The 22,694-nt window shown below is 60.8% G+C and carries 18 protein-coding genes; 5 read left to right on the top strand and 13 right to left on the bottom strand.

From position 1 onward, the window contains the following. Window positions 1–8: 8 nt before the first annotated feature. The gene (locus tag I554_RS0114960) at window positions 9–2,369 is read right to left on the bottom strand and encodes a transketolase (protein ID WP_024576288.1); all 2,361 of its coding nucleotides are present in this window, start codon (window positions 2,367–2,369) and stop codon (window positions 9–11) included. Between the two features lie 137 nt (window positions 2,370–2,506). Here I554_RS0114960 and I554_RS0114955 point away from each other — a divergent pair, with 137 nt between their 5' ends. Continuing rightward, the gene (locus I554_RS0114955) at window positions 2,507–2,968 is read left to right on the top strand and encodes an Lrp/AsnC family transcriptional regulator (protein ID WP_024576289.1); all 462 of its coding nucleotides are present in this window, start codon (window positions 2,507–2,509) and stop codon (window positions 2,966–2,968) included. 7 nt (window positions 2,969–2,975) lie between these two features. On the opposite strand, the gene pcaG is transcribed toward I554_RS0114955, so the two are convergent. From pcaG to I554_RS0114905, 10 genes are all read right to left on the bottom strand, one after another. Next, window positions 2,976–3,563 carry a protocatechuate 3,4-dioxygenase subunit alpha gene (gene pcaG, locus I554_RS0114950; RefSeq protein WP_024576290.1) on the bottom strand — a complete coding sequence of 196 codons (588 nt, stop codon included), beginning with the start codon at window positions 3,561–3,563 and terminating at the stop codon, window positions 2,976–2,978. Then, window positions 3,563–4,264, bottom strand: a complete 702-nt coding sequence (pcaH, locus tag I554_RS0114945) for a protocatechuate 3,4-dioxygenase subunit beta (protein ID WP_024576291.1) — start codon at window positions 4,262–4,264, stop codon at window positions 3,563–3,565. The genes pcaG and pcaH overlap by 1 nt, the downstream gene beginning before the upstream one ends. A gap of 42 nt (window positions 4,265–4,306) precedes the next feature. Then, window positions 4,307–5,020 carry an ABC transporter ATP-binding protein gene (locus I554_RS0114940; RefSeq protein WP_024576292.1) on the bottom strand — a complete coding sequence of 238 codons (714 nt, stop codon included), beginning with the start codon at window positions 5,018–5,020 and terminating at the stop codon, window positions 4,307–4,309. After that, on the bottom strand, window positions 5,001–5,765 hold the full coding sequence (locus I554_RS0114935; protein ID WP_024576293.1) for an ABC transporter ATP-binding protein: 765 nt from the start codon (window positions 5,763–5,765) through the stop codon (window positions 5,001–5,003). The genes I554_RS0114940 and I554_RS0114935 overlap by 20 nt, the downstream gene beginning before the upstream one ends. Further along, a complete protein-coding gene (locus I554_RS0114930) occupies window positions 5,762–6,763 on the bottom strand; it encodes a branched-chain amino acid ABC transporter permease (RefSeq protein WP_024576294.1) in 1,002 nt (333 codons plus the stop codon). The genes I554_RS0114935 and I554_RS0114930 overlap by 4 nt, the downstream gene beginning before the upstream one ends. Window position 6,764: 1 nt before the next feature. After that, window positions 6,765–7,631: a branched-chain amino acid ABC transporter permease gene (locus tag I554_RS0114925; RefSeq protein ID WP_024576295.1), complete on the bottom strand. Its 867-nt coding sequence runs from the start codon at window positions 7,629–7,631 to the stop codon at window positions 6,765–6,767. Next, window positions 7,631–9,256 carry an amidohydrolase gene (locus tag I554_RS0114920; RefSeq protein ID WP_024576296.1) on the bottom strand — a complete coding sequence of 542 codons (1,626 nt, stop codon included), beginning with the start codon at window positions 9,254–9,256 and terminating at the stop codon, window positions 7,631–7,633. The genes I554_RS0114925 and I554_RS0114920 overlap by 1 nt, the downstream gene beginning before the upstream one ends. A 78-nt stretch (window positions 9,257–9,334) precedes the next feature. Further along, entirely contained in the window at window positions 9,335–10,510 is a 1,176-nt protein-coding gene (locus I554_RS0114915; RefSeq protein ID WP_024576297.1) for an ABC transporter substrate-binding protein, read from the bottom strand. 53 nt (window positions 10,511–10,563) lie between these two features. Then, window positions 10,564–12,000 (bottom strand): glutamine synthetase family protein, encoded by a 1,437-nt coding sequence (locus tag I554_RS0114910; RefSeq protein ID WP_024576298.1) that lies wholly within the window; start codon window positions 11,998–12,000, stop codon window positions 10,564–10,566. Window positions 12,001–12,036: 36 nt separating this feature from the next. After that, window positions 12,037–13,395, bottom strand: coding sequence for an aromatic ring-hydroxylating dioxygenase subunit alpha (locus I554_RS0114905; RefSeq protein WP_024576299.1), 1,359 nt, complete (start codon window positions 13,393–13,395; stop codon window positions 12,037–12,039). A gap of 436 nt (window positions 13,396–13,831) precedes the next feature. Between I554_RS0114905 and I554_RS0114900 the strand changes: the two genes are divergently transcribed. From I554_RS0114900 to I554_RS0114890, 3 genes are all read left to right on the top strand, one after another. Next, the gene (locus I554_RS0114900; RefSeq protein WP_024576300.1) at window positions 13,832–14,155 is read left to right on the top strand and encodes a 2Fe-2S iron-sulfur cluster-binding protein; all 324 of its coding nucleotides are present in this window, start codon (window positions 13,832–13,834) and stop codon (window positions 14,153–14,155) included. After that, window positions 14,152–15,390, top strand: a complete 1,239-nt coding sequence (locus I554_RS0114895; RefSeq protein ID WP_024576301.1) for an FAD-dependent oxidoreductase — start codon at window positions 14,152–14,154, stop codon at window positions 15,388–15,390. The genes I554_RS0114900 and I554_RS0114895 overlap by 4 nt, the downstream gene beginning before the upstream one ends. A gap of 64 nt (window positions 15,391–15,454) precedes the next feature. Continuing rightward, a complete protein-coding gene (locus I554_RS0114890) occupies window positions 15,455–16,252 on the top strand; it encodes an IclR family transcriptional regulator C-terminal domain-containing protein (protein ID WP_024576302.1) in 798 nt (265 codons plus the stop codon). Here the strand turns inward: I554_RS0114890 and I554_RS0114885 are convergent. Both I554_RS0114885 and I554_RS0114880 read right to left on the bottom strand, forming a co-directional pair. Further along, window positions 16,249–16,617, bottom strand: a complete 369-nt coding sequence (locus I554_RS0114885) for a 5-carboxymethyl-2-hydroxymuconate isomerase (RefSeq protein WP_024576303.1) — start codon at window positions 16,615–16,617, stop codon at window positions 16,249–16,251. The two genes, I554_RS0114890 and I554_RS0114885, sit on opposite strands and share 4 nt — an antisense overlap. A 70-nt stretch (window positions 16,618–16,687) precedes the next feature. After that, on the bottom strand, window positions 16,688–19,933 hold the full coding sequence (locus I554_RS0114880) for a hypothetical protein (RefSeq protein WP_024576304.1): 3,246 nt from the start codon (window positions 19,931–19,933) through the stop codon (window positions 16,688–16,690). A 613-nt stretch (window positions 19,934–20,546) separates the two neighbouring features. Here I554_RS0114880 and I554_RS0114875 point away from each other — a divergent pair. Then, window positions 20,547–22,610, top strand: coding sequence for a TonB-dependent receptor (locus I554_RS0114875; RefSeq protein ID WP_244432767.1), 2,064 nt, complete (start codon window positions 20,547–20,549; stop codon window positions 22,608–22,610). The last annotated feature ends 84 nt before the right edge of the window (window positions 22,611–22,694 follow it).

The following is a 22,694-nucleotide window of genomic DNA, read 5'->3' as shown; positions in this document are numbered from 1 at the left end:
AGCGCCTATCACACCGCCATCTTGCGATGCCTGATCGGCGAACCGAACGTCAGCCCCGCCGCCGCATCGATGATGGTGTTGGCATCGAGGCCGTAGTGCGCATAGAGGTCGCCGACGGTGCCGGTCTGGCCGAACTTCTCGACACCAAGCGCCTCCACGCGATGGCCATGCACACTGCCAAGCCACGCCAGCGTCGCCGGGTGACCGTCAATCACAGTGATCAGCCCGCAGTCGCGCGGCAGCGGCGCAAGCAACCGCTCGATATGGCTCGGCTCACGCGGACCTCCGTTGCGGCGAAGCTTCCGCGATGCGCTCCAGCCGGAGTGCAACCGATCCGCAGACGTAATCGCAAGCAGGCCGATGTCCCGGCGTGACTCGCCAAGCAATCCCGTCGCCTCGATGGCCTCCGGCGCAACGGTGCCGGTGTAAGCGATCACCAGTTCGGCATTCGGCCCCGGCTTGCGCAGCCAGTAAGCGCCCGCGGCAATGTCGCTCGCAAGTTCCGGCGTCATCGTTCGCTGCGGCTGATCCAGCGTGCGTGTCGACAGCCGAAGATAGACCGATCCGCCATCGTCATCGCGCTGCATGTGATCGAAGCCCCAGCGCATGATGACCGCGAGTTCGTCCACGAATGCAGGCTCAAATGACGAGAGTCCATCCTGCGCCATGCCGATCAAGGGCGTCGCAATCGACTGGTGCGCGCCGCCTTCCGGCGCCAGCGTGATGCCTGAAGGCGTCGCCGCCACCATGAAACGCGCATCCTGATAACAGGCATAGTTCAGCGCATCGAGGCCGCGCTCGATGAACGGATCGTACAGCGTGCCGACCGGCAGGAGCCGTTCGCCATTGATGGAATGGGACAGGCCGAGCGCGGACAGCATGATGAAGAGATTCATCTCCGCGATACCAAGTTCCATGTGCTGGCCCTTCGGCGAGTAATCCCATGCGAAAGTCGACGGAATCTTCTCCTTGCGGAACAGGTCGGTGTTCTCGGCCATCGCAAACAGGCCGCGCCGGTTCACCCACGGGCCGAGATTGGTCGAGACCGTGACGTCTGGCGACGTGGTGACAATGCGCCCTGCGAGTTTTGTATCGCCGCGCGCCAGTTCATTGAGGATCAGGCCAAAGCCCTGCTGCGTCGCCATGCGCGGCGTCAGCGTCACATTGAGTTGTGCAGGCACCTCGATCTTCGGTGCATCGAACCGCCGTGCGCCATCCCGCGCGAAGGTCACATTCTTCAGGAATTTTTCGATGCGCGCATGATCGAGCGACAAGCCTTCCAGCCGATCCCATTCGTGACCCGGACGGATGTTTTGCGCCGTGCGGAAGGTTTCCATCTGAGAAACCGTCATCAGCCCGGCATGATTGTCTTTGTGTCCCTGGAACGGCAGGCCGACGCCCTTGATGGTGTAGGCGATGAAGCACACCGGTCGATCGTGATCGATCGCCTCGAAGGCTTCCAGCATGCTCGCCATGTCGTGCCCGCCGAGATTGGACATCAGCGCCAGCAGTTCGTCATCGCTGCGCTTCTCGATCAGCTTTGTGACTGCGCCCTGATCGCCGATGTCGTCGAGCAGGTGTTTGCGAAATGCAGCACCGCCCTGGAAGCACAGAGCCGCATACATCTGGTTCGGGCAGCTATCGATCCACTTGCGCAGCGCCTCCCCGCCCGGCTCCGCGAACGCAGCCTGCAGCAGCTTGCCGTATTTCACGATCACCACATCCCAGCCGAAATTGCGGAACATGGTCTCCAGCTTTTCCCACAATCCTTCGTGGATCACCGCGTCGAGACTCTGGCGGTTGTAGTCGATGATCCACCAGGTGTTGCGCAGGCCCTGCTTCCAGCCCTCCAGCAACGCCTCGAAAATGTTGCCTTCATCGAGCTCGGCGTCGCCGACCAGCGCGATCATGCGGCCTTCGGGCCGGTCCTTCATCCAGCCATGGGACTTCACGTAGTCCTGTACCAGCGACGAGAACAGCGTCTGCGCCACGCCGAGGCCAACCGAGCCGGTGGAGAAGTCGACGTCGTCGATGTCCTTCGTGCGCGAGGGATAGGACTGCGCGCCCTTGAAGCCGCGGAAATTCTCCAGCTTCTCGCGGGTCTGCTGCCCGAGCAGATACTGGATCGCATGAAACACGGGACTGGCGTGAGGCTTCACCGCGACGCGGTCCTCAGGTTTCAGCACGCCGAAATACAGCGCCGACATGATGGTCGCCAGCGACGCCGATGAGGCCTGATGGCCGCCGACTTTCAACCCATCGGAATCCGGACGGATGTGATTGGCATGATGGATGGTCCACGACGACAGCCACAGCGCCTTGCGGGCGAGCGCGGACAGGATTTCAAGACGAGAGGGGTCGATGGGCATGGCGTTCACCGGAATGAAGGGGTCCGGCGCCAATGCTAGTCCTCACCGGGAGCTGAAAAATCTCAAATCATCTCGACCGGTATAGAAATATTGGTATATCATACCAATATTTCGCAAATTATTGAGATTTTGCACCAATGACAGACCTCGACGCAATCGACCGCAAGATCCTGGCGATTCTTCAGTCCGATAGCCGCGTCACCATGCAGGACCTTGCCGATCGGGTCGGACTGTCAGTCTCGCCCTGCCACCGCCGGGTGAAACTGCTCGAGGAGCGCGGCGTGATCTCGCGCTATATCGCGATGGTGGACCAGAAGTCGGTCGGGCTTCCAGTCAGCGTCTTCATTTCGATCAAGCTGGAGCGGCAGAAGGAAGAGGATCTCAACCGCTTCGCCAAGGCGATCTCGAAATGGGAAGAAGTGCTGGAATGCTACCTGATGACCGGCAATCGCGATTACCTGCTGCGTGTCGTCACCGCCGACCTTCCGTCCTATGAAGCGTTCCTCAAGACCAAACTGACGCGGCTCGATGGCATCGCCTCGATCGAGTCCAGCTTCGCGCTCAGTCAGGTGAAATACTCGATCGCGCTGCCAGTCTGACGCCGCGCTAGAGATCGAAGAACACGGTTTCCCTGTCGCCCTGCAGATGGACGTCAAGCCGGTAGGTCGCGACGTCACCCCGCTCGCGTTTCGCAATCAGCGTTGCGCGCCGCTCCGCCGGCACCAAGGCGAGGATCGGATCAGCGGCGTTGGCGGCCTCGTCTTCGAAATAAATCCGCGTGATCGCCTGCTGCGTCATGCCACGCGCGAACACCGCCAGAAGGATGTGCGGAGCTTGCTGTTTGCCGCCCGGACCCGGCACCGGACCGGGCTTGATGGTGCGAAATTCAAAACCGCCCTTTGCGTCGGTGCCGCAGCGGCCAAAGCCCTTGAACACGGCGTTCGGAGCGGCGCGCGTGTCCTGCGGATCGGCGAAGCGTCCCTGCGCATCGGCCTGCCAGATTTCGAGCATGGAATCGGGAATGACCTTGCCCTCGCCGTCGAACACTTGCCCGACGATGCGGATGCGGTCGCCCGACACGTCAGGCGTCACCAGATCGTTGCTGAACGCGTCATTCCACGCGTAATCGTTGCCGGGCGTCAGGCCATACTTGAAATAAGGGCCGACGGTCTGCGAAGGCGTGATGTTGCTCATCAGTCGTTATCCAGCGGTGTGGCGTTGCGCCCGCGCAATACAATGTCGAAACGGTAGCAGAGCGCCCAGTCGGGCCTGGTGTGTTCCAGGTCGAAGCTCGACACCATCCGCATCCGCGCCTTCTCGTCCGTCACCGAATTGAAGATCGGGTCGTAAGCGAACAGCGGATCGCCGGGGAAATACATTTGCGTCACGAGGCGCGATATGAAGGAGTGCCCGAACACCGAGAAATGGATATGGGCGGGCCGCCATGCATTGGGATGATTGCCCCACGGATACGCGCCGGGCTTGATGGTGATGAAGCGGTAGTAACCCTTTGCGTCCGTTTGTGCGCGGCCTGCGCCGGTGAAGTTCGGATCGAGCGGCGCGGGATGCTGATCGACAACGTGGATGTAGCGGCCACAGGCGTTGGCCTGCCAGACTTCGAGCAATGTATTCGGCACACCGCGGCCATCCTCATCCCGGACATGGCCGTGGACAATGATGCGCTCGCCGAGCGGCTCGCCCTTGTGCTGAATGGTGAGATCGTTGTCATTCTCGCGCACCGTCTCATGGCCGTAGACCGGCCCGGTCAGTTCCGACAGCGTATGCGGGACAATGACAAGCGGCTTCGTGGGCGAACGCAGCACCGTGCTCTTGTAGGCCGGCGACAGTCGCGGCGCGTGGACGGCGTTGCTTTCCCGCGGATAGATCAGAGTCATGGGCGTCTTCTTTTCGTTGTTCCCGCCAGCATATCAATTCAGTCAGTGGATGCCCACACCGAGCAACCGGTTCACCAGCGCCCGGTCCGATTTCAGTTCCTCGGACAGGCCTTCCCAGACCGCGCGGCCGCGCTCGACCACCATGACGCGATCCGCGAAGTTGAGCGCTCGCTCGATCTGCTGTTCGACCAGGATGATCGTCATGTCGCCGCTGGTCGCGAGCCGGGAGATGGTTTCCATCAACTGGTCGCAGATCACCGGCGCAAGCCCTTCCAGCGGCTCATCCAGCAGCAGGATCGACGGCTTTCCAAGCAACGTTCGCGCCATCGACAGCATCTGCTGCTCGCCGCCGGACAGTTGCAGCCCGAGATGCCGTCGGCGTTCCGCCAGGCGTGGAAACATCTCGTAAATTCCGGCCAGCCCGTCCCGCTCGTGCGTCTTGAAACCTGTCGACAGGTTTTCTTCCACCGTCAGCGAGCCGAAAATATCGCGCGTCTGCGGCACATATCCCAGACCGCACAGCGCCCGCGCCGATGTCCGCAATGCGCTGATGTCTTTTCCGTCCGCAAGAATTTTTCCCTGGTGCCGCGTCGAAAGCCCCATCAGCGTCGCGAGCAGGGTCGTCTTGCCAACGCCGTTGCGCCCGAGGATCGCAAGGCGCCCACCGGCCGGCACGGCGAACGACATGTCGGAGACGATCTGCGTCGGGCCGTAGCCCGCGCTCAGGCATTCGACCTCAAGCCGTGCGGCTGGCATCGGCGTAGCTCCCCAGATAGGCGCGGCGGACTTCATCATCCTTCGTGACGTCCTGCGGACTGCCTTCGAAAATCAGACGGCCGTTGGCCAGCACGAGCACGCGTTTCGCGAACCTGAACACAAGGTCCATGTCATGCTCGATCATCAGAACGGCGATGTCGGACGGCAGGCGATTGATCGCGTCGAGAATCTTCGGCGCTTCGTCGTGCGGAACGCCCGCCGCCGGCTCGTCCAGCATCAGCACCTTCGGCGTTAACGCGAGACCGATGGCGAGATCAAGCAGACGCTGCTGGCCATAGGCCAGTTTCGCGACGGGAAGCTGCGCCAGATGTGCAATGCCGAGCATTCCCAGAATGTGCATCCATTCGTCGCGCACCTGCGGCGCGAACGTCTCCACCGAGAAGAACCGGCGCGTGAGACCCTTCCGCTGCATCACCGCCAGCGCAACGTTTTCCGCAACCGTCAGACTCGTGAACAACCGGGTGATCTGGAATGTGCGCGCCAGTCCCTGCCGGACGCGCCCGGGAATCGAGACCGCCGTCAGGTCATTGCCCTCGAAGAAGATATTGCCGTCGGATGGCGAGAGGTCACCGGAAATCACGTTGACCAACGTCGTCTTGCCCGCGCCGTTCGGACCGATCAGCGCCACACGATCGCCTTTGCCGAGACTGAAGGAGACGTCGCGGTTGACATGCAAACCGCCGAACGACTTCGAGACGTTTCGCAATTCGAGCAGCGGACTCATGAGCGAGACCTCCGCTGCGAGACCGATGCCCAGAGCGAGGCAATGCTGTGCCCAAGGCCGCGCGGCGCGAAAATGACGATGATAATGAGCAACAGCCCGACCAAGGTCATCCAGTGGAACGGATTGGCCGCCGAGACAATGTGCTCGAAGATCTGGAAGATCACCGCGCCTGCCAGCGCGCCCCACAGGTTCCCAGCTCCGCCCAGCACCAGCATGACCAGCACTTCGGCCGACCGCTCGAAGCTGACGCTGTCGAGACCAACGACGCCGGTGTTGATCGCCATCAGCGCTCCGCCGATTCCTGCAACGATTCCGGACACGCCGTACATCACGACAAGCCGCGGATAAGCCGATGCCCCGATCATCAGCGCACGGAGGCTGTCGTCCTTGATGCCGCGACACAGCAGGCCGAAGGGCGAGCGCACAAACCTCAGCAACAGCACCATCACGACGGCGAGCGTTACCAGTGAGAAGATGTACGACGTCCGGCTGTACATATCGAACGCGAACACGCCAAAGATTTTCCCCGGCGTGATGCCCGACAGGCCGTCGCTGCCGCCGGTCAGCGATGACAGCTTGTTGGCTAGCGAACTGACGAGCTGGCCGATCGCAATCGACAGCACGAGCTGCGGCAAACCGTGAAAGCGCGTGATCAGCGCGCCGGAGATCAGACCCATCACCGAGCCGGAGAAGGCGCCAATGGCGAGCAGGATCAGCGGATTTGTGATGCCGGCGATACAAGCGTTGCCGACCGCATAGGCGCTGACACCGAACAGCGCCGCCTGCCCCAGCGTGGCAACACCGCAATAGCCCGTCACGAGATCGAGCGAGAGCACCAGAAACGTGATGCTGATCAGCCGCGTCAGGAATGCGAGATCATCGGGAAACGCGAAATAGCCGATCGCGCCAACGACTGCGACTGTGAGAAGGCCAAGGATCTCCTGCTGGAGCGGAAATCCCGGCCGCGGCATGTCGTATTTGATGGCCTGCTCGGTCATGTCAGTGCGCCCGTCCGAGAAGACCGCGCGGGAACAGGAACACCGTCAGGATCACCGCAAGATAGAAGAAGAACTCGCCGAACTCCGGCGCCAGATATTTGCCGGTGGTATCCGCGAGCCCGAGAAACAACGACGCCGCCAGTGCGCCAAGGATCGACCCCGCGCCGCCCACCGACACGACCACGAGAAACGTGACCATGTAGCGGAGCGCATAGAACGGTTCGATCGGCAGCATTTCCGCGCCCAGCACGCCGCCGAAGGCCGCGAGGCCCACCGCCAGCGCAAAGGTCGCCGAATAAATCCACTGCGTCCGAATGCCGAGCGATTCCGCCATATCGCCGTTGTCGACGGCGGCGCGCATCCGCACGCCGAACTCCGTCTTGTCGATCAGCAGCCATAGCGCCAGCGCCGTTATCAGCCCGCACGCGATCACCAGCAGCCGATGTGTCGAGATCATGCGGAAGCCGAGATCGAACGGACCGCTGAGCGCCGCCGGAAGTGGGATCGGCTTTGATGTCGGCCCGAGGGTGAAGTTCGCCAACCCGATGATGACGAAGGTGATGCCGATGGTGAGCAGGAGCTGGGTCAGCGCATCAGAATGGCGGTAGATACGGCGATACAGCAGGACTTCGAATGGAATCGAGATCAGGATTGTGCCGATCACGGCAATGACAATGGCGATCGGATAACTGATACCGAGCGTTTTCAGCGCATAGGACGCCAGATAGCCGCCGATCATCGCGAACGCGCCATGGGCGAGGTTTACCACGCGCATCAGGCCCATCATGATCGACAGGCCGATGGAGATGGTGAACAGCACCATTCCGTAGGATATCGCGTCCAGCAGGATGCTCAGCGCGGTCAGCATCAGTGCACCCCCGCCTGCATCTCGGCAGCAGCCGACAGCGTGTCATGGCGCACCGCGCCGCGAAGTACCGTCATCAGCACGTTAGTCACAGCGAGATCGGTAGAAGCGTCGAACGGATCACGATCAAGCGCGACGAAATCAGCCGCCATGCCCGGCACAAGCGTCCCGCGCCAGTCTTCCTGCTTCATGGCGAAGGCGCCGCCATGGATATAACTGCCGACGGCCTGCCGGCGTGTCAGAGCCTCATCCGCTCCAATCGGAGACCCGAGCGACGCTCCGCGGTCCACGGCATTCGCCATGCCAATCCATGGCGAGACGTGCCCGGTCGGCGCATCGGAGCTTCCGACATAGGTGACACCGGCATCGATCACCGATCGTGCAGGATATTTGCTGTGGGCATCCGGGCCGAATGCTTCCAGGATCGAGCGCCGCATCCGCGTCAGGAAGCTCGGCTGGGTGACAACCAGGGCGCCGAGCGCTTTCATGCGCGCGAGACCGCCATCGGGCGGACAGAAATAGTGCTCGATTCGGTGACGCGGCTGTTGTCCGGGCAGCGCCTTTTCGGCGCGTTCAAACGCGGAGATCACCCGCGCGGACGCGCGGTCGCCCACACAATGAGTCGCCGTCTGCCAGCCATCGAGATGCGCTTCAACGATGGCGCGCTCCAGGTCCTCTTCGCCGCGCATGAAAAAGCCGAGCGAATTGGTGTCGGCAAACGGCTTGCTCACCGCGGCGGTACGCGCGCCGACAATGCCGTCGGCGAAAAACTTCAGCGTCATCGCCTGCCAGTCAGGATCGCGGCGCGGTATGAAGCCGCGCATTGCGGCGTCTTTCGGATCGAGCTGATACATGAATCCGAGGCGGATCGGTGAGAACGAGGACTCCTGACGAAGCAACTTCCATACCGCGAATTCGTCGTCGAACCCGCTGGTGAAACCGACGGCGGCTTCGACAGCGGCAGTCAGGCCCATCCGCATGCTGTCTTCGATGGTTTCGCCCAGCGAAGCAGCCATCGCAGCCGGATCGATGGCCGGGATCGCGCGAAATACCGCTTCCGCAGCGCTTTCCTTGGCGCTGCCATCCAGGCGCCCCGTGGCGTCGCGACCGAACGATCCGCTCGGCGGATCGGAAATACCCTCACCGATCTGAAGCAGATTCAACGCGGCGCTGTTGAGGATCGCGGTGTGCCCACAAAAGCGGCGAATAATGACCGGATGATCGGGTGCAACCGCGTCGATCTCATCCCGTGTGGGATAGCGATGTTCGGCGAGATTGTTCTCATCGAACCCGACCGCCCTGATCCATTGCGCGGGTGCCGAACTTCGCACGGCTCCTGAAATGCGATGGAGGACGTTGGCAATGCTGCGCACATCCGGTCGATTCAGCGAAATCTGTTGCCGCTCATTGGCGATGGCGAACAGATGGACATGCGCATCGGTCAGGCCCGGAATGATCGTCGCGCCCTGCATGTCGATGGTGCGGGCCGCCTCCGGCGCGTCCTCTCTATCCCCAACCCAGTGGATCGCCCCCTTTCGGGTGACAAGAGCATTGGCCGGCCGCGTGTCATCGGCGGATCGGTAGATCCGCGCATTGATGAATCGCAGGGAGTCCGGGCTGTGCGGCATTGCTCGGCCAATATGTCCGTTAGTTAAAAGATTGGCGCGAGCGAACTCGCGCCAATCCTTGAGAGGCAAGTGTGTGGTTTAGTTCTTGACCAGCGCCCAGTCGGGCTGAGCTTCGAATGTCTGAAGCTCCTTGTTGATCAGTTTGCCATTCTCTTTCGCGACTTCGCGCAGATAGACATTCTGCGTGATGTGCCGCGTGGTCGGGTCAATCGACACCGGCCCGCGCGGGCTGACCCACTTCATGCCCTTGACCGCGGCAACGGCCTTCTCCGGATCGCGCTGGCCTTTGGTGGCCTCGATCATCTTGTAGATCACGCGTGCGCCGTCATAGGCCGCCACCGACGTCATCGTGACGTTGTCGGCATTCGTTCCGACCTTGGCCATCCGCTCGAGGAACGCCTTGTTCTCTGGTGACGCATGCGACACCGCATAGTGATAGGTGGACAGGATACCGAGGCCGTTGTCGCCGATATTCGGAAGATCCGGCTCCGTCACCACGTCACCGGTCGAGATAAGCTTGACGCCAGCCGCCTTCAAACCGTTGTCGATATAACCCTTCACGAAGCCCAGCGTCGGAGGGCCGGCCGGCAGGAAGGTGAAGATGGTGTCGGCGCCCGAGCTCTTGATGCGCTGCATGATCGGGCTGAAATCGGTGGTGGCGATCGGCATGCGGATGGCTTCGACGATCGTTCCGCCATCGGCTTCAAACGTCTTTTTGAATGCGGCCTCTGCATCGATGCCCGGACCGTAATCGGTGACGGCGATCGCGACCTTCTTCGCGCCCTTTGCCTTCGCGACCTTCGCGGCAGGAACCGTGTTCTGCCACATGGTGAAGGAGGTGCGGACGATGTACGGGCTCTTCTCGACAATCGCAGACGTCGCAGCATTGAAGACGATCATCGGCGTCTTGGCTTCTTCAAGCAGCGGCGCGACGGCCATGGCATCGGGCGTGAAATAAAGGCCCGCGATGTACTGCACCTTGTCCTTGACGATCAGTTCCTGCGCCAGCGCCTTGGACTTCGCAGGATTCGGCGATTCCTCGTCGCGGTAGATGAACTCGACGTCGTGACCCGCGACCTTCGAGCCGTTCTCCGCCACCCAGGCATCGATACCCGCCTTGAAGTTCTGGCCGAACAGCGCATAGGGACCCGACATGGTGCCGATGACGCCAACCTTGATCGTATCCGCCTGGGCTGCTCCCGACATCAGTCCGGCGACAGTCAGCGCACACGCGTATTTAAATGCCTTTTTCATTGTGGTCCCCTGCTCCTGTTTTTGTTTTATTCGATCTCGCTTGGCGCCAGCGATCAAAACATCCCGAAATACTCGCGCTGCTCCCATTCGGTGACTTCAGCCTGGAAGCGCTCGATCTCGGCGTTCTTGATGTGGACGTAATAGTCTACCAGTTCCGCGCCCATTGCGTTCCTGAAAAAGGGATCGTCGTTCAGCGCGAAAACCGCTTCGCGCAGCGACTTCGGCAGCAGGCTGGCCTTGGTCTCATAAGGTGTATCGGCGGAGGGGCCGGGGTCAATGCCGCGGTCCACGCCGTCCAGCCCCGACAGGATTTGCGACGCCATGTAAAGGTACGGGTTTGCCGCCGGCTCGCCCACCCGGTTTTCGAACCGCGTGGCCGGGTCCCTCGGCCCACCCAGAACGCGGATCATCACGCCGCGGTTGTCCCGTCCCCAGATCGCGCGATCCGGTGCCAGCGAATAGGACCGGTAACGCTTGTAGCCGTTGATGGTCGGCGTCGTGAACACGGTCGCCGCGCGGGCATGTTCGAGCAATCCGCCGAGATAGCCCTTGCCGAAGTCCGAGAGGAATTCGCCGTCAGCATCGGACATAAAGGCACTGCGGCCATCGGCGCGCGACAGCAGCGACTGGTGCAGATGCCATCCCGACGACACGACGTTGGGAATGCGCGGGCGGCACATGAAGGTTGCGTGATAGCCGTGCCGGTGACAGATCTGCTTCACCGCACTGCGGAACAGCACCATCGTATCGGCCGGATCAAGCCCAACGGTCGGAGCGAAGGTGAACTCGCACTGGCTGGGGCCGAACTCAACCTCGATCGAGCGCAGCGGCAGACCGAGCGCCACCACGTCGCGCCGGATCAGTTCGAGCACCGGCTCCATCTCGTCGTAGCGTTGCTCGGTCAGATACTGATAGCCGTGGGACAGCAGGCTGACATCCGGCGGCTCGCCGGGCTGGCCCGCATGGGCCGGCTGCATCTTCGGATCGTTGACCTTGAAGACGTGAAACTCGACCTCAAGCCCGGCCATGAAATCATAGCCGCGCGCGGACAGCTTGTTCAGCACGGACCTATACAGACCGCGCGTTGCGAACGGCACCGCGCGTCCGTCGGCGAAATGAACATCGCACAGAATCCAGCCGGTGGTCGGCGCCCAGGGCAGCACCCGGAAGGTCGATGGATCGGGGATCATCAGGACGTCGGCGGCGCCCTGCATCTCCGGCATGCCGAAACCGCCGCCGGCGGTGAACACCGGAAACACCGTTCGGTGTGACGTGTCCTTCGCCAGCATCGTGGTCGTGATCGTACAGCCGTTTTCAAGGATGCGCAGAGCTTCGCTCGCGACCAGCGTCTTGCCGCGTAGAATCCCGTGCTGATCGGGGAACGACAAACGGATGGTGTCGAGCCCCTTCTCCTCAACGATCCGTCGAAGACGAACCGCCGCTTCGTTCTGTTCCTCCGACCAAAGACGATGTCGCGCGACAAAGCTCAATGACGTTGCTTTCCCTGACATTGGCTCAGCAGATCCTTACTCGGCCGCGGTGAGATGCGGCACCTTCTCGGCGATCTCGGTCGGGATCGGCGCAGCCCACGGTGCACCGCGCCGCCGCTTCACGTCGACCTCCATCCAGTAGATTTCCCAGCCGCGCGTCGGCCCGATGCCGTCCATCGTCGCGGGCCCCTGGATGCTGCGCGCATGCGCTTCATCGAGGAACAGCAGCGGCTTGCCGCCGGCAACGGCCTTCTCGATTTCCTGACGCAGCAGGCGGCGATACTGCACGATCGCCTTGTCGGACTGCCCGAGATGCTCGCGCGTGCGATCCTGGATCGCGCCCATGGATTCCACGGCCCACTGGTCGTGCACGTTGATGTCGAGGCCCATGCCGGTATAGGTCTCGGTGGCCTGCTCGTGCGGATCGAAACCGTAATCGTTGGTCTTGTTGCGGCGCGACTTGTAGTCCGGCAGTTCATACAGATCGAGGCGCTGCTCGCGCATCTTCTTCTTGTCGACCGGCGTCGTGTAGCTGGTGAAGATCGCGTACCAGTAGCAATGGGTGTCATCGACCGGCACGTGCCACTGCGTGATCGTCATTTCCTGGCTCATCGGAATGACGAAGCCGTGCGGGAACAGCTGATTGGTGACACGCACATGAGTGCGCTCGTCATCGATCTGGCGCAGCGCCACGAGCCGCAAACCGTACTCGGTTTTCTCGACATTGATGATCGGGCGGTCGTATTCGCGCAGGATCTTGGTCATCGGCATGTCGCTTCCCGCGGACGCGCCGCGGAATTGCTTGCCGTAGGACTTCTCGAGGTCTTCGTCTTCAAAGAAGCGATGCAGGAACGAGGCATGCGCCGGGTCGATGCCGACTTCAAGCGCCTGAAGCCAGTTGCATTCGATCAGCCCCTTGAATGCAAACGTATAGGCATCCGGCGCGACGAAACAGTCGATCTCCGGAAACGCGGGCGGCTCGCCTTCGCCCAGATACGCCCACAGAATGCCGCCCTTCTCGAGGACGGGATAGGCGCGCTGCTTGATGTTCTTGCACAGGACCGAACCGACCGGCTCGGCCGGGGTCTCAAGACAATTACCCTGAACGTCGAACAGCCAGCCATGGAAGGCGCAGCGCAGGCCGCCGTTTTCAAGCCGGCCGAAGGCGAGGTCCGCGCCGCGATGCGGGCAGTCGCGATCCATCAATCCGTAACGGCCCTGCTCGTCGCGAAACAGCACGAAGTTCTCGCCGAGCAACCTGACGGCCCTGATCGGCCGCGGGCCCTCGAGTTCATCGACCAGCGCCGCCGGCTGCCAGTACATCCGCAGCAGTTTTCCCGCAGGATCGGCCGGGCCCGTGCGGGTGATCAGATCATTCTGCTCTTGGCTCATCATGGCGTTTCTTCCTTCCGGTCCCGAGACGATTTTCTTGCCGAAAACATCGATGACCCGCGCAGGGCCAGATTGAAGCCGTGAAGCTCCAACGATTGAAAACCTTTCCACCGCAACACGCGAGCCCAGGCAGATGAAAAATTGCCTTACGCGGCAACTCCCCCGACCTGGCCGCGCACCCAAGAGCCTTGCTTTGGCTCTCGAGCTCGCGCTCCCACTTCGATATGTTCGATGAACGAACATATGTGCGATATTCGTTAGACTGTCTCCAAATTGGAAAACGTGCAAGCGCAATCTGCAGGCTGTCATCGCCTATTTATGCTGCAAATGCGAAGCCAAAAGAAAGGTATCTCATGCGTCGCTCGCTTGATATGTTCGTTCAACGCCCATATGTTCGTTAAATGAACTTTATGGACGGCGCTCAGCAACGGACATGGTCATGGCCCGGATCACATTCATTCAGCCCGACGGTTCAGAGACTGTCGTGAACGTCGACAGCGGCACGAGCGTCATGCTCGCCGCCATCCGAAATGGCGTTTCTGGAATCGATGGAGAGTGCGGCGGCTGCCTCGACTGCGCCACGTGCCATGTCTACATAGACGTCAGTCATTCGGGGAGTCTGGCACCACCGCAGCCGGAAGAACTCGAGCTGCTCGGCTCGGTCACCGCCACCCGCAAACCCACCAGCCGGTTGAGCTGTCAGTTGAAACTCCCGCCATCGATCACGGCCCTGACCGTCCATATTTCCGGGACGCAATCATGAGCGGCCTCGTTGTCGTGGGCGCATCGTACGCCGGCATCCAGGCCGCATTGTCGGCACGCGACAGCGGATACGCGGAGCGCATCACGGTCGTCGCCGACGATCATCTGCTGCCCTATCAGCGCCCTCCGCTGTCCAAGGATTTCCTGCTCGACAAGGTCACGCAAGATGGCCTCGTTCTTCGCGACGACGCATTCTTCAGGCTCAAGCAGATCGATCTCATTCTCGATACGCGCGTGCATGCAATCGACCGGCATGCGCGGCAGCTTTCGATCAATGGCAGCACAACGCTCGCTTTCGACAAGCTGTTCATCGGCACAGGCTCTCACGCGCGGCGGCTGGCCCTTCCCGGCGCGAATCTCGACGGCGTATGCTATCTGCGCTCCATCCGTGACGCGATCGAACTGAAAGAACGACTGCGCAATGCAGCCGAGATCGTTGTCATCGGCGGCGGCTTCATCGGCCTTGAGGTCGCGGCATCGGCCAGCAAGCTCGGCAAGAAAGTCACCATTATCGAAAGTGCTTCGCGGCTGCTCGAACGTTCCGTCTCGCCGGTCGTCTCGCAATTCCTGCTCGACCTGCACAGCCGCCACGGCGTCGATGTGCGGCTCAACGAGAGCGTCGCGGGAATCGAAGAGCACAATGGCCGCGCGGGCTTCGTGACCACGCAAGGCGGCGCACGGCTGCGCGCGGATCTCGTTCTGGTGGGAATCGGCGGCGTTCCGAACGACCAACTGGCGCGCGATGCTCAGTTGAACTGCACCGACGGGATCGTCGTCGACGACCACGGCCTGACCAGCGATCCCGATATCTTTGCAGCCGGCGACTGCGCCAATCACTACAACGCCCACGCGCAGGGCTGGCTTCGTCTGGAATCTGTCCAGAATGCACAGGATCAAGCCAAGGCGGCCGGACTCGCCATCGCGGGAAAAACCGGACCTTACGACAGCGTGCCGCGCTTCTGGTCGGATCAATACGACGCGAAATTGCAAACCGTCGGACTGTCCCGGAATTTCAACCGCTACGCCATTCGCGGGTCGCTGGAAGACGGTCAATTCTCGGTTTTCTACTATCGCCAGGACAAGCTGTGCGCCGTGGACAGCGTCAACCGCGCCGGCGATCAAATGGCCGCCAGGCGGCTGATCGGCAGCGGCATTTCGCCGACGCCGGAACAGGCGGCTGACCTCTCCTTCGACTTCAAGTCGCTTTTGACACCAATCAAAGCGGTGGGTGCATAATTCGGCGAATTATGGTCTCGTCTGGGCAGATCGACTCATGACCGGAAAGAACGGCCGACCGAGCATGCCCCGCGTAAAGCGCACCGCAGAGGAAGAAGAAGCCAGACGCGACGGCGGCGAGTTCATCGAAAGCCTCGACCGCGGCCTTCGGGTGCTGCAGTCGTTCGGCACCGAACACCGCCCGATGACCCTGAGCGATATCGCCAAGGCATCCAATCTGCCGCGCGCCACCGCCCGCAGAATTCTGCTGACCCTCCAGAAATCCGGCTTCGTCGCAGGCGACGAGCGGCTGTTTTCGCTGACACCGCGCGTGCTGGCGCTGGCTTCGGCCTATCTGTCGTCCAACCAGATCGTCGCCGTCTTGCAGCCGCTGATGGACGATATTTCCACAAAAGCGAGGGAAGTCTGCTCGCTCGCGATTCTGGATGGACAGGAAGCCGTGTTCGTTGCCAGAGCCAGTCCAGCGCGGGTTTTTTCCGCCGGCATCGACATCGGCTACCGGCTGCCGGCCTATTGCACGTCGGTCGGCCGTGTTCTGCTCGGCCGCCTCTCCAATGACGAATTGACGTCGGCCATCGGCGCCATGACGCTGACGGCGCAGACGCCGGAAACCGTCACGGACAAATCCACCGTCATCGCCACCATCATCAGCGACCGCAGCAAGGGCTATTCGCTGGTCGATCGCGAGGCCGAGCCCGGCTTCCGCTCGATCTCGGTGCCGATCCATCGCTACGATGGCACGGTGGTCGCGGCGGCAAATATCGGCGCGCATGTCGACCGCATCACCACCGGCGAGATGATCGACCGCTTCCTTCCGCTGCTCAAGGACATGGCCGTGACGGCCAAACCGCTGCTGGTTTAGGCCTGCCGTGCGGAACGGGACGGAATGTCGAGCAGCCGTTTCTTGTAAGCCAGCGGATCCATATCGCGGATGTCGATGCTGATGCTGGTGATGCCCGGCAAAAGCTCCGAGAGTTCCTGACGCAGCGCGATGCTGAGACGCTCCTTCTGTTCCGGGGTCCTCCCGGCCAGAAGATACAGCGCGACATGGAAGAACGATCGCTCCTCGCCGGCGACGAGATAATCCGCGAACGACTGCGCCCGGATCTTGAGATCATCGGCCTGAACCACACCGGTCGAGGCGGCGGCGCGATGAAGCCCCAGCATCACATCACCAAGCGGCGGCATATCGGACGATGCGGAGTAATGGCAAACGATGTGAGGCATGGCATCTCTCCTGGCAGATGCCTGAATTCGCATCTGCCAGGGCACCGGTCAATCGGCGAGTGACCGGCTGCTACTTGATCCGGGCTTGCTGAATGCAGGTCTTGAACAACTTGCTCTGCCTGGAAACGATATCCTCGTCCTTTCCGTCGCCCATGTCGTGCTGGTTGCGGCGCGCAAGCTCAAATCCGTCTGGATGTTCGGCAAGAACAGCAGGCAATGCCTTGCTTTCCAGACCGGCATCCCTGCGCTTCTTCGCTCGCTCGTCAGACGTGCCCTGAGCGACCTTCGAGCTTCTCCAGTTCAGAAAATGCGCAAAAGCAACCTTGGCGGAAATTCTCTTGTCCCAGAGCGCGTCCGGCTCATTGAGCAAGAACTTGTCATCAAGCTCCTTGTTGAGCAATTTCAACCGGCGGCCTTCTGATTCGTATTGCTCACGTCCGATGATCTGATAGACGCCGCGAGGCCTGTACTTCCAGCCCTCTTTAAGTGCTGAATTATAGACCCCGCTCTGAAAGTTATTGCCGAAGATATTCTTCTCCCATCCCCAAACCAGTTCGGCCAGATCCTCTGGCTTGTTAATCAACGTACTGACATCAACGTCTTGCGCGGATGGGTTCGCATCCTTGCGAATTTTGTTTATCCGCTGGATTCGCGACCACCATGGGCTTGCCTCGATCTGGCTGGCGGACTTGAAAGTCACATTCTCGGTGAGCCGCCGGAAATCATTGCTGTCGTAGGACAGTGACCCGAGGACATATGCGAGGACGGCCGGATCCTTGACACCGGACAGGACCGCCGGGTCCGTGAGAGTGTTGAGCCGATCCCATTCACGAAGCAATTCTCTGACATGCTCCGCCTGATTGTGGGAGAGATAATTCTTCTTGTAGGGCGTCAGCGTCGTCCCCTTGACCTTCTCCCATTCCCTGAACTTTTCGTCCCGCCATCCACGCTCATAGCAACTCAGCAGATTTTCATGATCGACACGCTTCGGCGGGTCGCCTTCCGCCTTCGCAAGGTCAGCCATGCGGGCTGCTATCTTGTTTGCCTGTTCAAGGCCGGCCAGCGCGGAAGTCGCTGAACCGTTGAGCAGGTGATAGATCTGAAGCTGGACGCAATCCGCGTTGCTCAGGTTGACGTTTGTCTGCACAAAACTCGTACTGGGCTGGCAATCCCAGAACCGTCCGCTGTCGAGCGCGATGATGTCGCGCGTCTTGTCGGACATCGCCCAGCCAAGCGGAAGATCATAGAAGTAACTCCGCAAATTGGTGCGGTTAAACCGCGGCAGCTCCGGCTGGCCGCTCACCTTTACGATCTGGGATTCCATCCGGGCCCTGTTGAGAGCGATCGCCGCCCGCGCTTCCCGCCCGTTCAGCAATGCACGGATGGGCTCCATCAACTCGTTCATGGAGTAATCGCGCTTGCTCGGGAAATCACCGCTCGACAGGGAAATCAGATAAATCGGGAACGGATCTCCGCCGGTGTCTCCACCCTTGTCCCTCACCGCTCTCTTCATCTCGGTCACCAGATCAAGCGCAGTCTCGACGCCCGAATTGTCGATGTAGCCGCCGTCGACAAGCCTGATCTTCTTGACGAGCTTGTCTGCAATGCAGGGATTGGGGTCGAGCAGACGCGTCGTCGCCGCGGGCGTCACCCACGGAAATCGCGCACTAATGAAGGCCGCTGTGCTGAGCGCAAAGTCATCGGCGCGCTTCGCCGGCGCTAGAACGCAAATATCAGACGCCTCGGACTTCGCCTTGTCGAGGTCGAACGGCGACATGACGATGCGCTTGCCGGAACCACTGTCGGTCGCATTCAGCAGAAGGGCCGGAATCGCTCCTGATGGGCTCCAGTGAGCCTGAAAACTTTCCTCCAGAAGATTTCGCGGCTTTCCCGATGTCAGGACCGTCTTGCTGTCACTGGACCCGATCGGTGATTGCTTGCGCGCATACATCTGTTGCGCCGCCGACTCGAACGTGAACTCCAGCGCCCGGGCACGATCAAGCGAGCCAACGGGTCTTGGAATCAGCGACTGCATGAAATCGGGAAACAGCGTTGACGCCAGGAGCGGGGACAGAAAATCGGAAGACAGGGCGAGGTCTACGTTCGCCTCGGTGTTCCCGATGATATCCAGATTGTCGGCATGTGCGTTCGACAGAAAGCGCCTCATTCGTGGACAGGGGTCCGGCGAAACATCACCCGGCTGAGGACCCGCCTTGCCTGCCGCGTCCAGCGCCGCCGCGAAGGTGGATGCTCCTATGCTGCCGCCAGATACCCCGCTGATTGCGAACAGATGATGGTGAAAGGTCGGGCAAAGATCCTGCATGCGAGCGAGAAATATGGCGGCGTTGTACGCCGCGTAAATTCCGCCGCCCTGTGCCGTGACGACGAACACCGGATACGGGCTCTTGTTGTAGGGCCCTCCAATCGGCAGACCCCGCTGAGCGAGCCACGTCTCAAACGCCGCGCTGGCGTTCAGGCGCTTCGGCATGCTGGTTTCGCCGTCCGCAGGCGATTTTGCCGGCAGCGTCCTGATCACATGATTATCGTTGAGATCAAACAGCGAAATGAGCAGCACGCCAATCAGGATCAGCGGGATGTACGGGATGCGATCCCGGATGGTGATCAAGGAGAGATGAACGCATACGGCGGTCAGGCAGACCGTGAACAGCGCAAGGACGCCAAAGCTCCCGAGAGCGCTCGCAAAGCCGACAGGGTAGCGGACGAACAGAACCGCAAGCAGGATGGTGATAATCGCCGTCGCAGCAAGGAACCGCCGCCTTGCAAAGTAGACCCGGTTTGTCTTGATGGAAACTGCGAGTATGCGGCTGTTCAGCATGGACATCGCTGCTGCGATCAGACAGGCCATCGCGAGAAACACGAATCCGTAAATCAGGAGCGTGTCCTTGACCACGACCAGCGTGTCGTACTGCACACGGAGCACGCTTCCGACCTGCCGCGCCTCCTCCGACACTTTGTCCAGTGACGGCCGGGAGCGGAACAGAGCGATGGCAGCGCATAAAAGCGGGAACGTTCCCAGTACGACAGGCAGATAGTTGTTCAGCTTGGCCGCGCAGGGATCTGCTATGCTGCCTGACGACTGTGTTTGCGCAGCAATCTGTATCGCGCCCAGCCAGATCGCCAAACCGATAAGGGCTACCGCTCCGAACATAAAGAGCGCGACAATTCCGCCTTCGATCGCCGCGATGCGATAAAGTTCGATGACCTGGTTCGGCAACAACAGAGCGCCGCAAAGCAGCAGCGTAATCGCGATCATCCACTTTGAATCGCGAAAGACCTGATAGATCTGACCCAGCATGAAAAATCTCTTTTGATTGAAAAATTTGAAAAATCAGAAATTCAAAAACTCCCCAACTCTAGACATCGGGCGGCGCGCATATCAAGCGTGCCGTTGGCGCCCTATCCGTTGTCTGTCATGCACCACCACAGAAAGCGAAGCCGTAGAACGGCTTATGAGCAGCCACTGACAGCGCATCCGTAGTTTAACGGATGCTGCCGCAACGGAGCGGTTTACCCAGCTCGAGCGAGCCCAGACAGTGCATCCGGTGCCGATTTTATGAGCTCGCTCGATTGCCCTCCTCGTGTATGATGATTTATAAATATCGTCATACTCGCCAGTGTGGCTGGCGCGACTTTATATTACTGAGTGCAGACAGGCCGTGGGCGAGATCGTACCTTCCATTTTCAAAGAAACCTTCCGCTCGCCTCTGATGCGGCGCATCAAGACCGACGCCGCACAGGCCGGACTTGTCGCCCTCGTTTCCTCGCTCATGCTCGCATCCGAAACTGCGGCTCAGCAGGCGTCTGCTCCCGCCGCCAGCACGCTTCCTTCGATCGAAGTGGTCGGCAATCGGCGGAGCAACGTTTCAACAACGAGAGTCAACAACACGCCGCCGTCCACTGACGCATCGATGGGCGGGCCGGTTTCCTCGGCCAGCGAAAAGAATGTCAGCGGAGAAGAGGTCAACGCACGACCCATCTCGCGCCCCGCTGAGGCCCTTGAGGTTGTTCCCGGCCTGATGATCACGCAGCACAGCGGCGAGGGCAAAGCCAACCAGTACTTTCTGCGCGGCTTCAATCTCGACCACGGGACCGATCTCGCCATTTCCGTCGACGGGATGCCTGTCAACATGCGCACCCATGGCCACGGACAGGGCTATGCCGATCTGAATTTTCAGATCCCGGAACTGATCCAGTCGGTCAACATCAGGAAGGGCCCCTACTTCGCCGATGAAGGCGACTTCTCCTCGGTGGGTGCGGTCCACATCAATCTCATCGACAGCATCGCGAAATCGACGCTGTCATCCACCATCGGCAGCTTCGGGTATCGCCGGATGCTCGGAATCACATCCGGGAAAGTTGGAGACGGCACGCTGCTCGTGGCCGGTGAAGCCGGCACCTACAACGGCCCGTGGGACAATCCGGACAAGGTGCGCAAGCTCAACAGCGTTGTCCGCTACACGCAGGGCACGCCCGATAACGGCTTCTCGCTGACCGGCATGGCTTACAGCAACAGCTGGAATTCGACCGACCAGATTCCGCTGCGCACGATCTCGCAAGGACTGATCGGCCTTTACGGCGCGCTCGATCCTACCGACGGCGGCAGATCCAATCGCTTCTCGATTTCTGGCCAGTTCAGGAAGACCGAGGCGGAGGGAACCACGAAGGTCAACTTCTACGTCATCAGGAGTTCGCTCGACCTCTACAACAACTTCACCTATTTCCTGAACGACGCCATGGTGCCTCCCGGCGATCCTCTCAATGGGGATCAGTTCCATCAGCGCGACAGTCGCGTGATCGGCGGTCTGAACGCATCTCATACGTTCAACCACACGTTTGCCGGCCTGCCCATGCAAACAGAGGTCGGCATACAGAACCGCTACGATTCCATCAGGGTCGGACTCTCGAACACGGTTCAGCGCCAATTCCTGTCCGGCACGCGAGACGACAAGGTGCAGGAAGGCAGTACCGGCCTGTTCATACAAAATACCGTTTACTGGACCAACTGGCTGAGAACCATTGTCGGCTATCGCGGCGATTTCTATGCGACCAATGTCAATTCACTTCTCAATCCGGTGAATTCCGGCAAGGCGACGTCCGTAATCGGCAGCCCAAAGGCCAGCATCGTGTTCGGACCGTTCGCCAAGACGGAATTCTTCATCAACGCCGGCGAAGGCTTCCACAGCAATGACGCCAGAGGCGTGACCATCAAGGTATCACCAACCGACCCAAGCGAAGCCGTGTCGTCGTCACCGTTCCTGGTCAAAACGCGCGGAGCTGAGGTCGGAATCCGCACCAAGCTTATTCCCGGTCTGGACAGTTCTCTAAGTCTGTTCGTGCTGGATTCCGCATCCGAAATTCTGTTCGTGGGCGACGCCGGCGACACCGAGCCGAGCCGTCCCAGCCGGCGCTATGGCGTCGAATGGACCAATCACTATCAGCCGGCCTCATGGCTGGCGTTCGACGGCGACATTGCCGTCACGCATGCGCGCTTCCGCGGCACCAATCCGGATCAGCCCGCGGCCTATGCCGAACTGGCGGGTTATCCCGCGGCCCAGATCGGAAATGCGCGAGGCAATTACATTCCAGGTGCGCCCAACATGATCGCATCTGCCGGTGTCAGAATCGGCGAGCGGACAGGATGGTTTGGCGCATTGCGGTACCGTTATTTTGGGCCGCGGCCGCTCACGGAAGACGGCGCTTTCGTTTCACCGGCGACAGGTCTTCTCAACGGCCAGGTCGGCTACCGGTTTGAGAACGGATGGCGCATTCAACTCGACGCCTACAATCTGACCGACAGCAAGTCCGACCAGATCACCTACGCCTATGGCTCGCTGCTGAAGACCGACGCGCTGTTCGCGCAATGCCAGGCGGGCATACCGCCAGCGGCTGTATGCGCGAATGGAGTCATGGACCGGGTTCTGCATCCCGTCGAACCGCTTGCAGTTCGCCTGACGGCGGCCGGGCAGTTCTGACGCATCCGCCGCCCGGACAAACCGGTCGGCCAAGCCGAAACATCGACTCGTCCTCACCAATCCAAAACAACAACCTGTTTGATT

Source organism: Afipia sp. OHSU_II-C1 (assembly GCF_000497575.1).
In the GTDB taxonomy this organism is placed as follows: Bacteria; Pseudomonadota; Alphaproteobacteria; order Rhizobiales; family Xanthobacteraceae; genus Afipia.
This window is presented reverse-complemented; position numbering and strand designations above follow the sequence as displayed.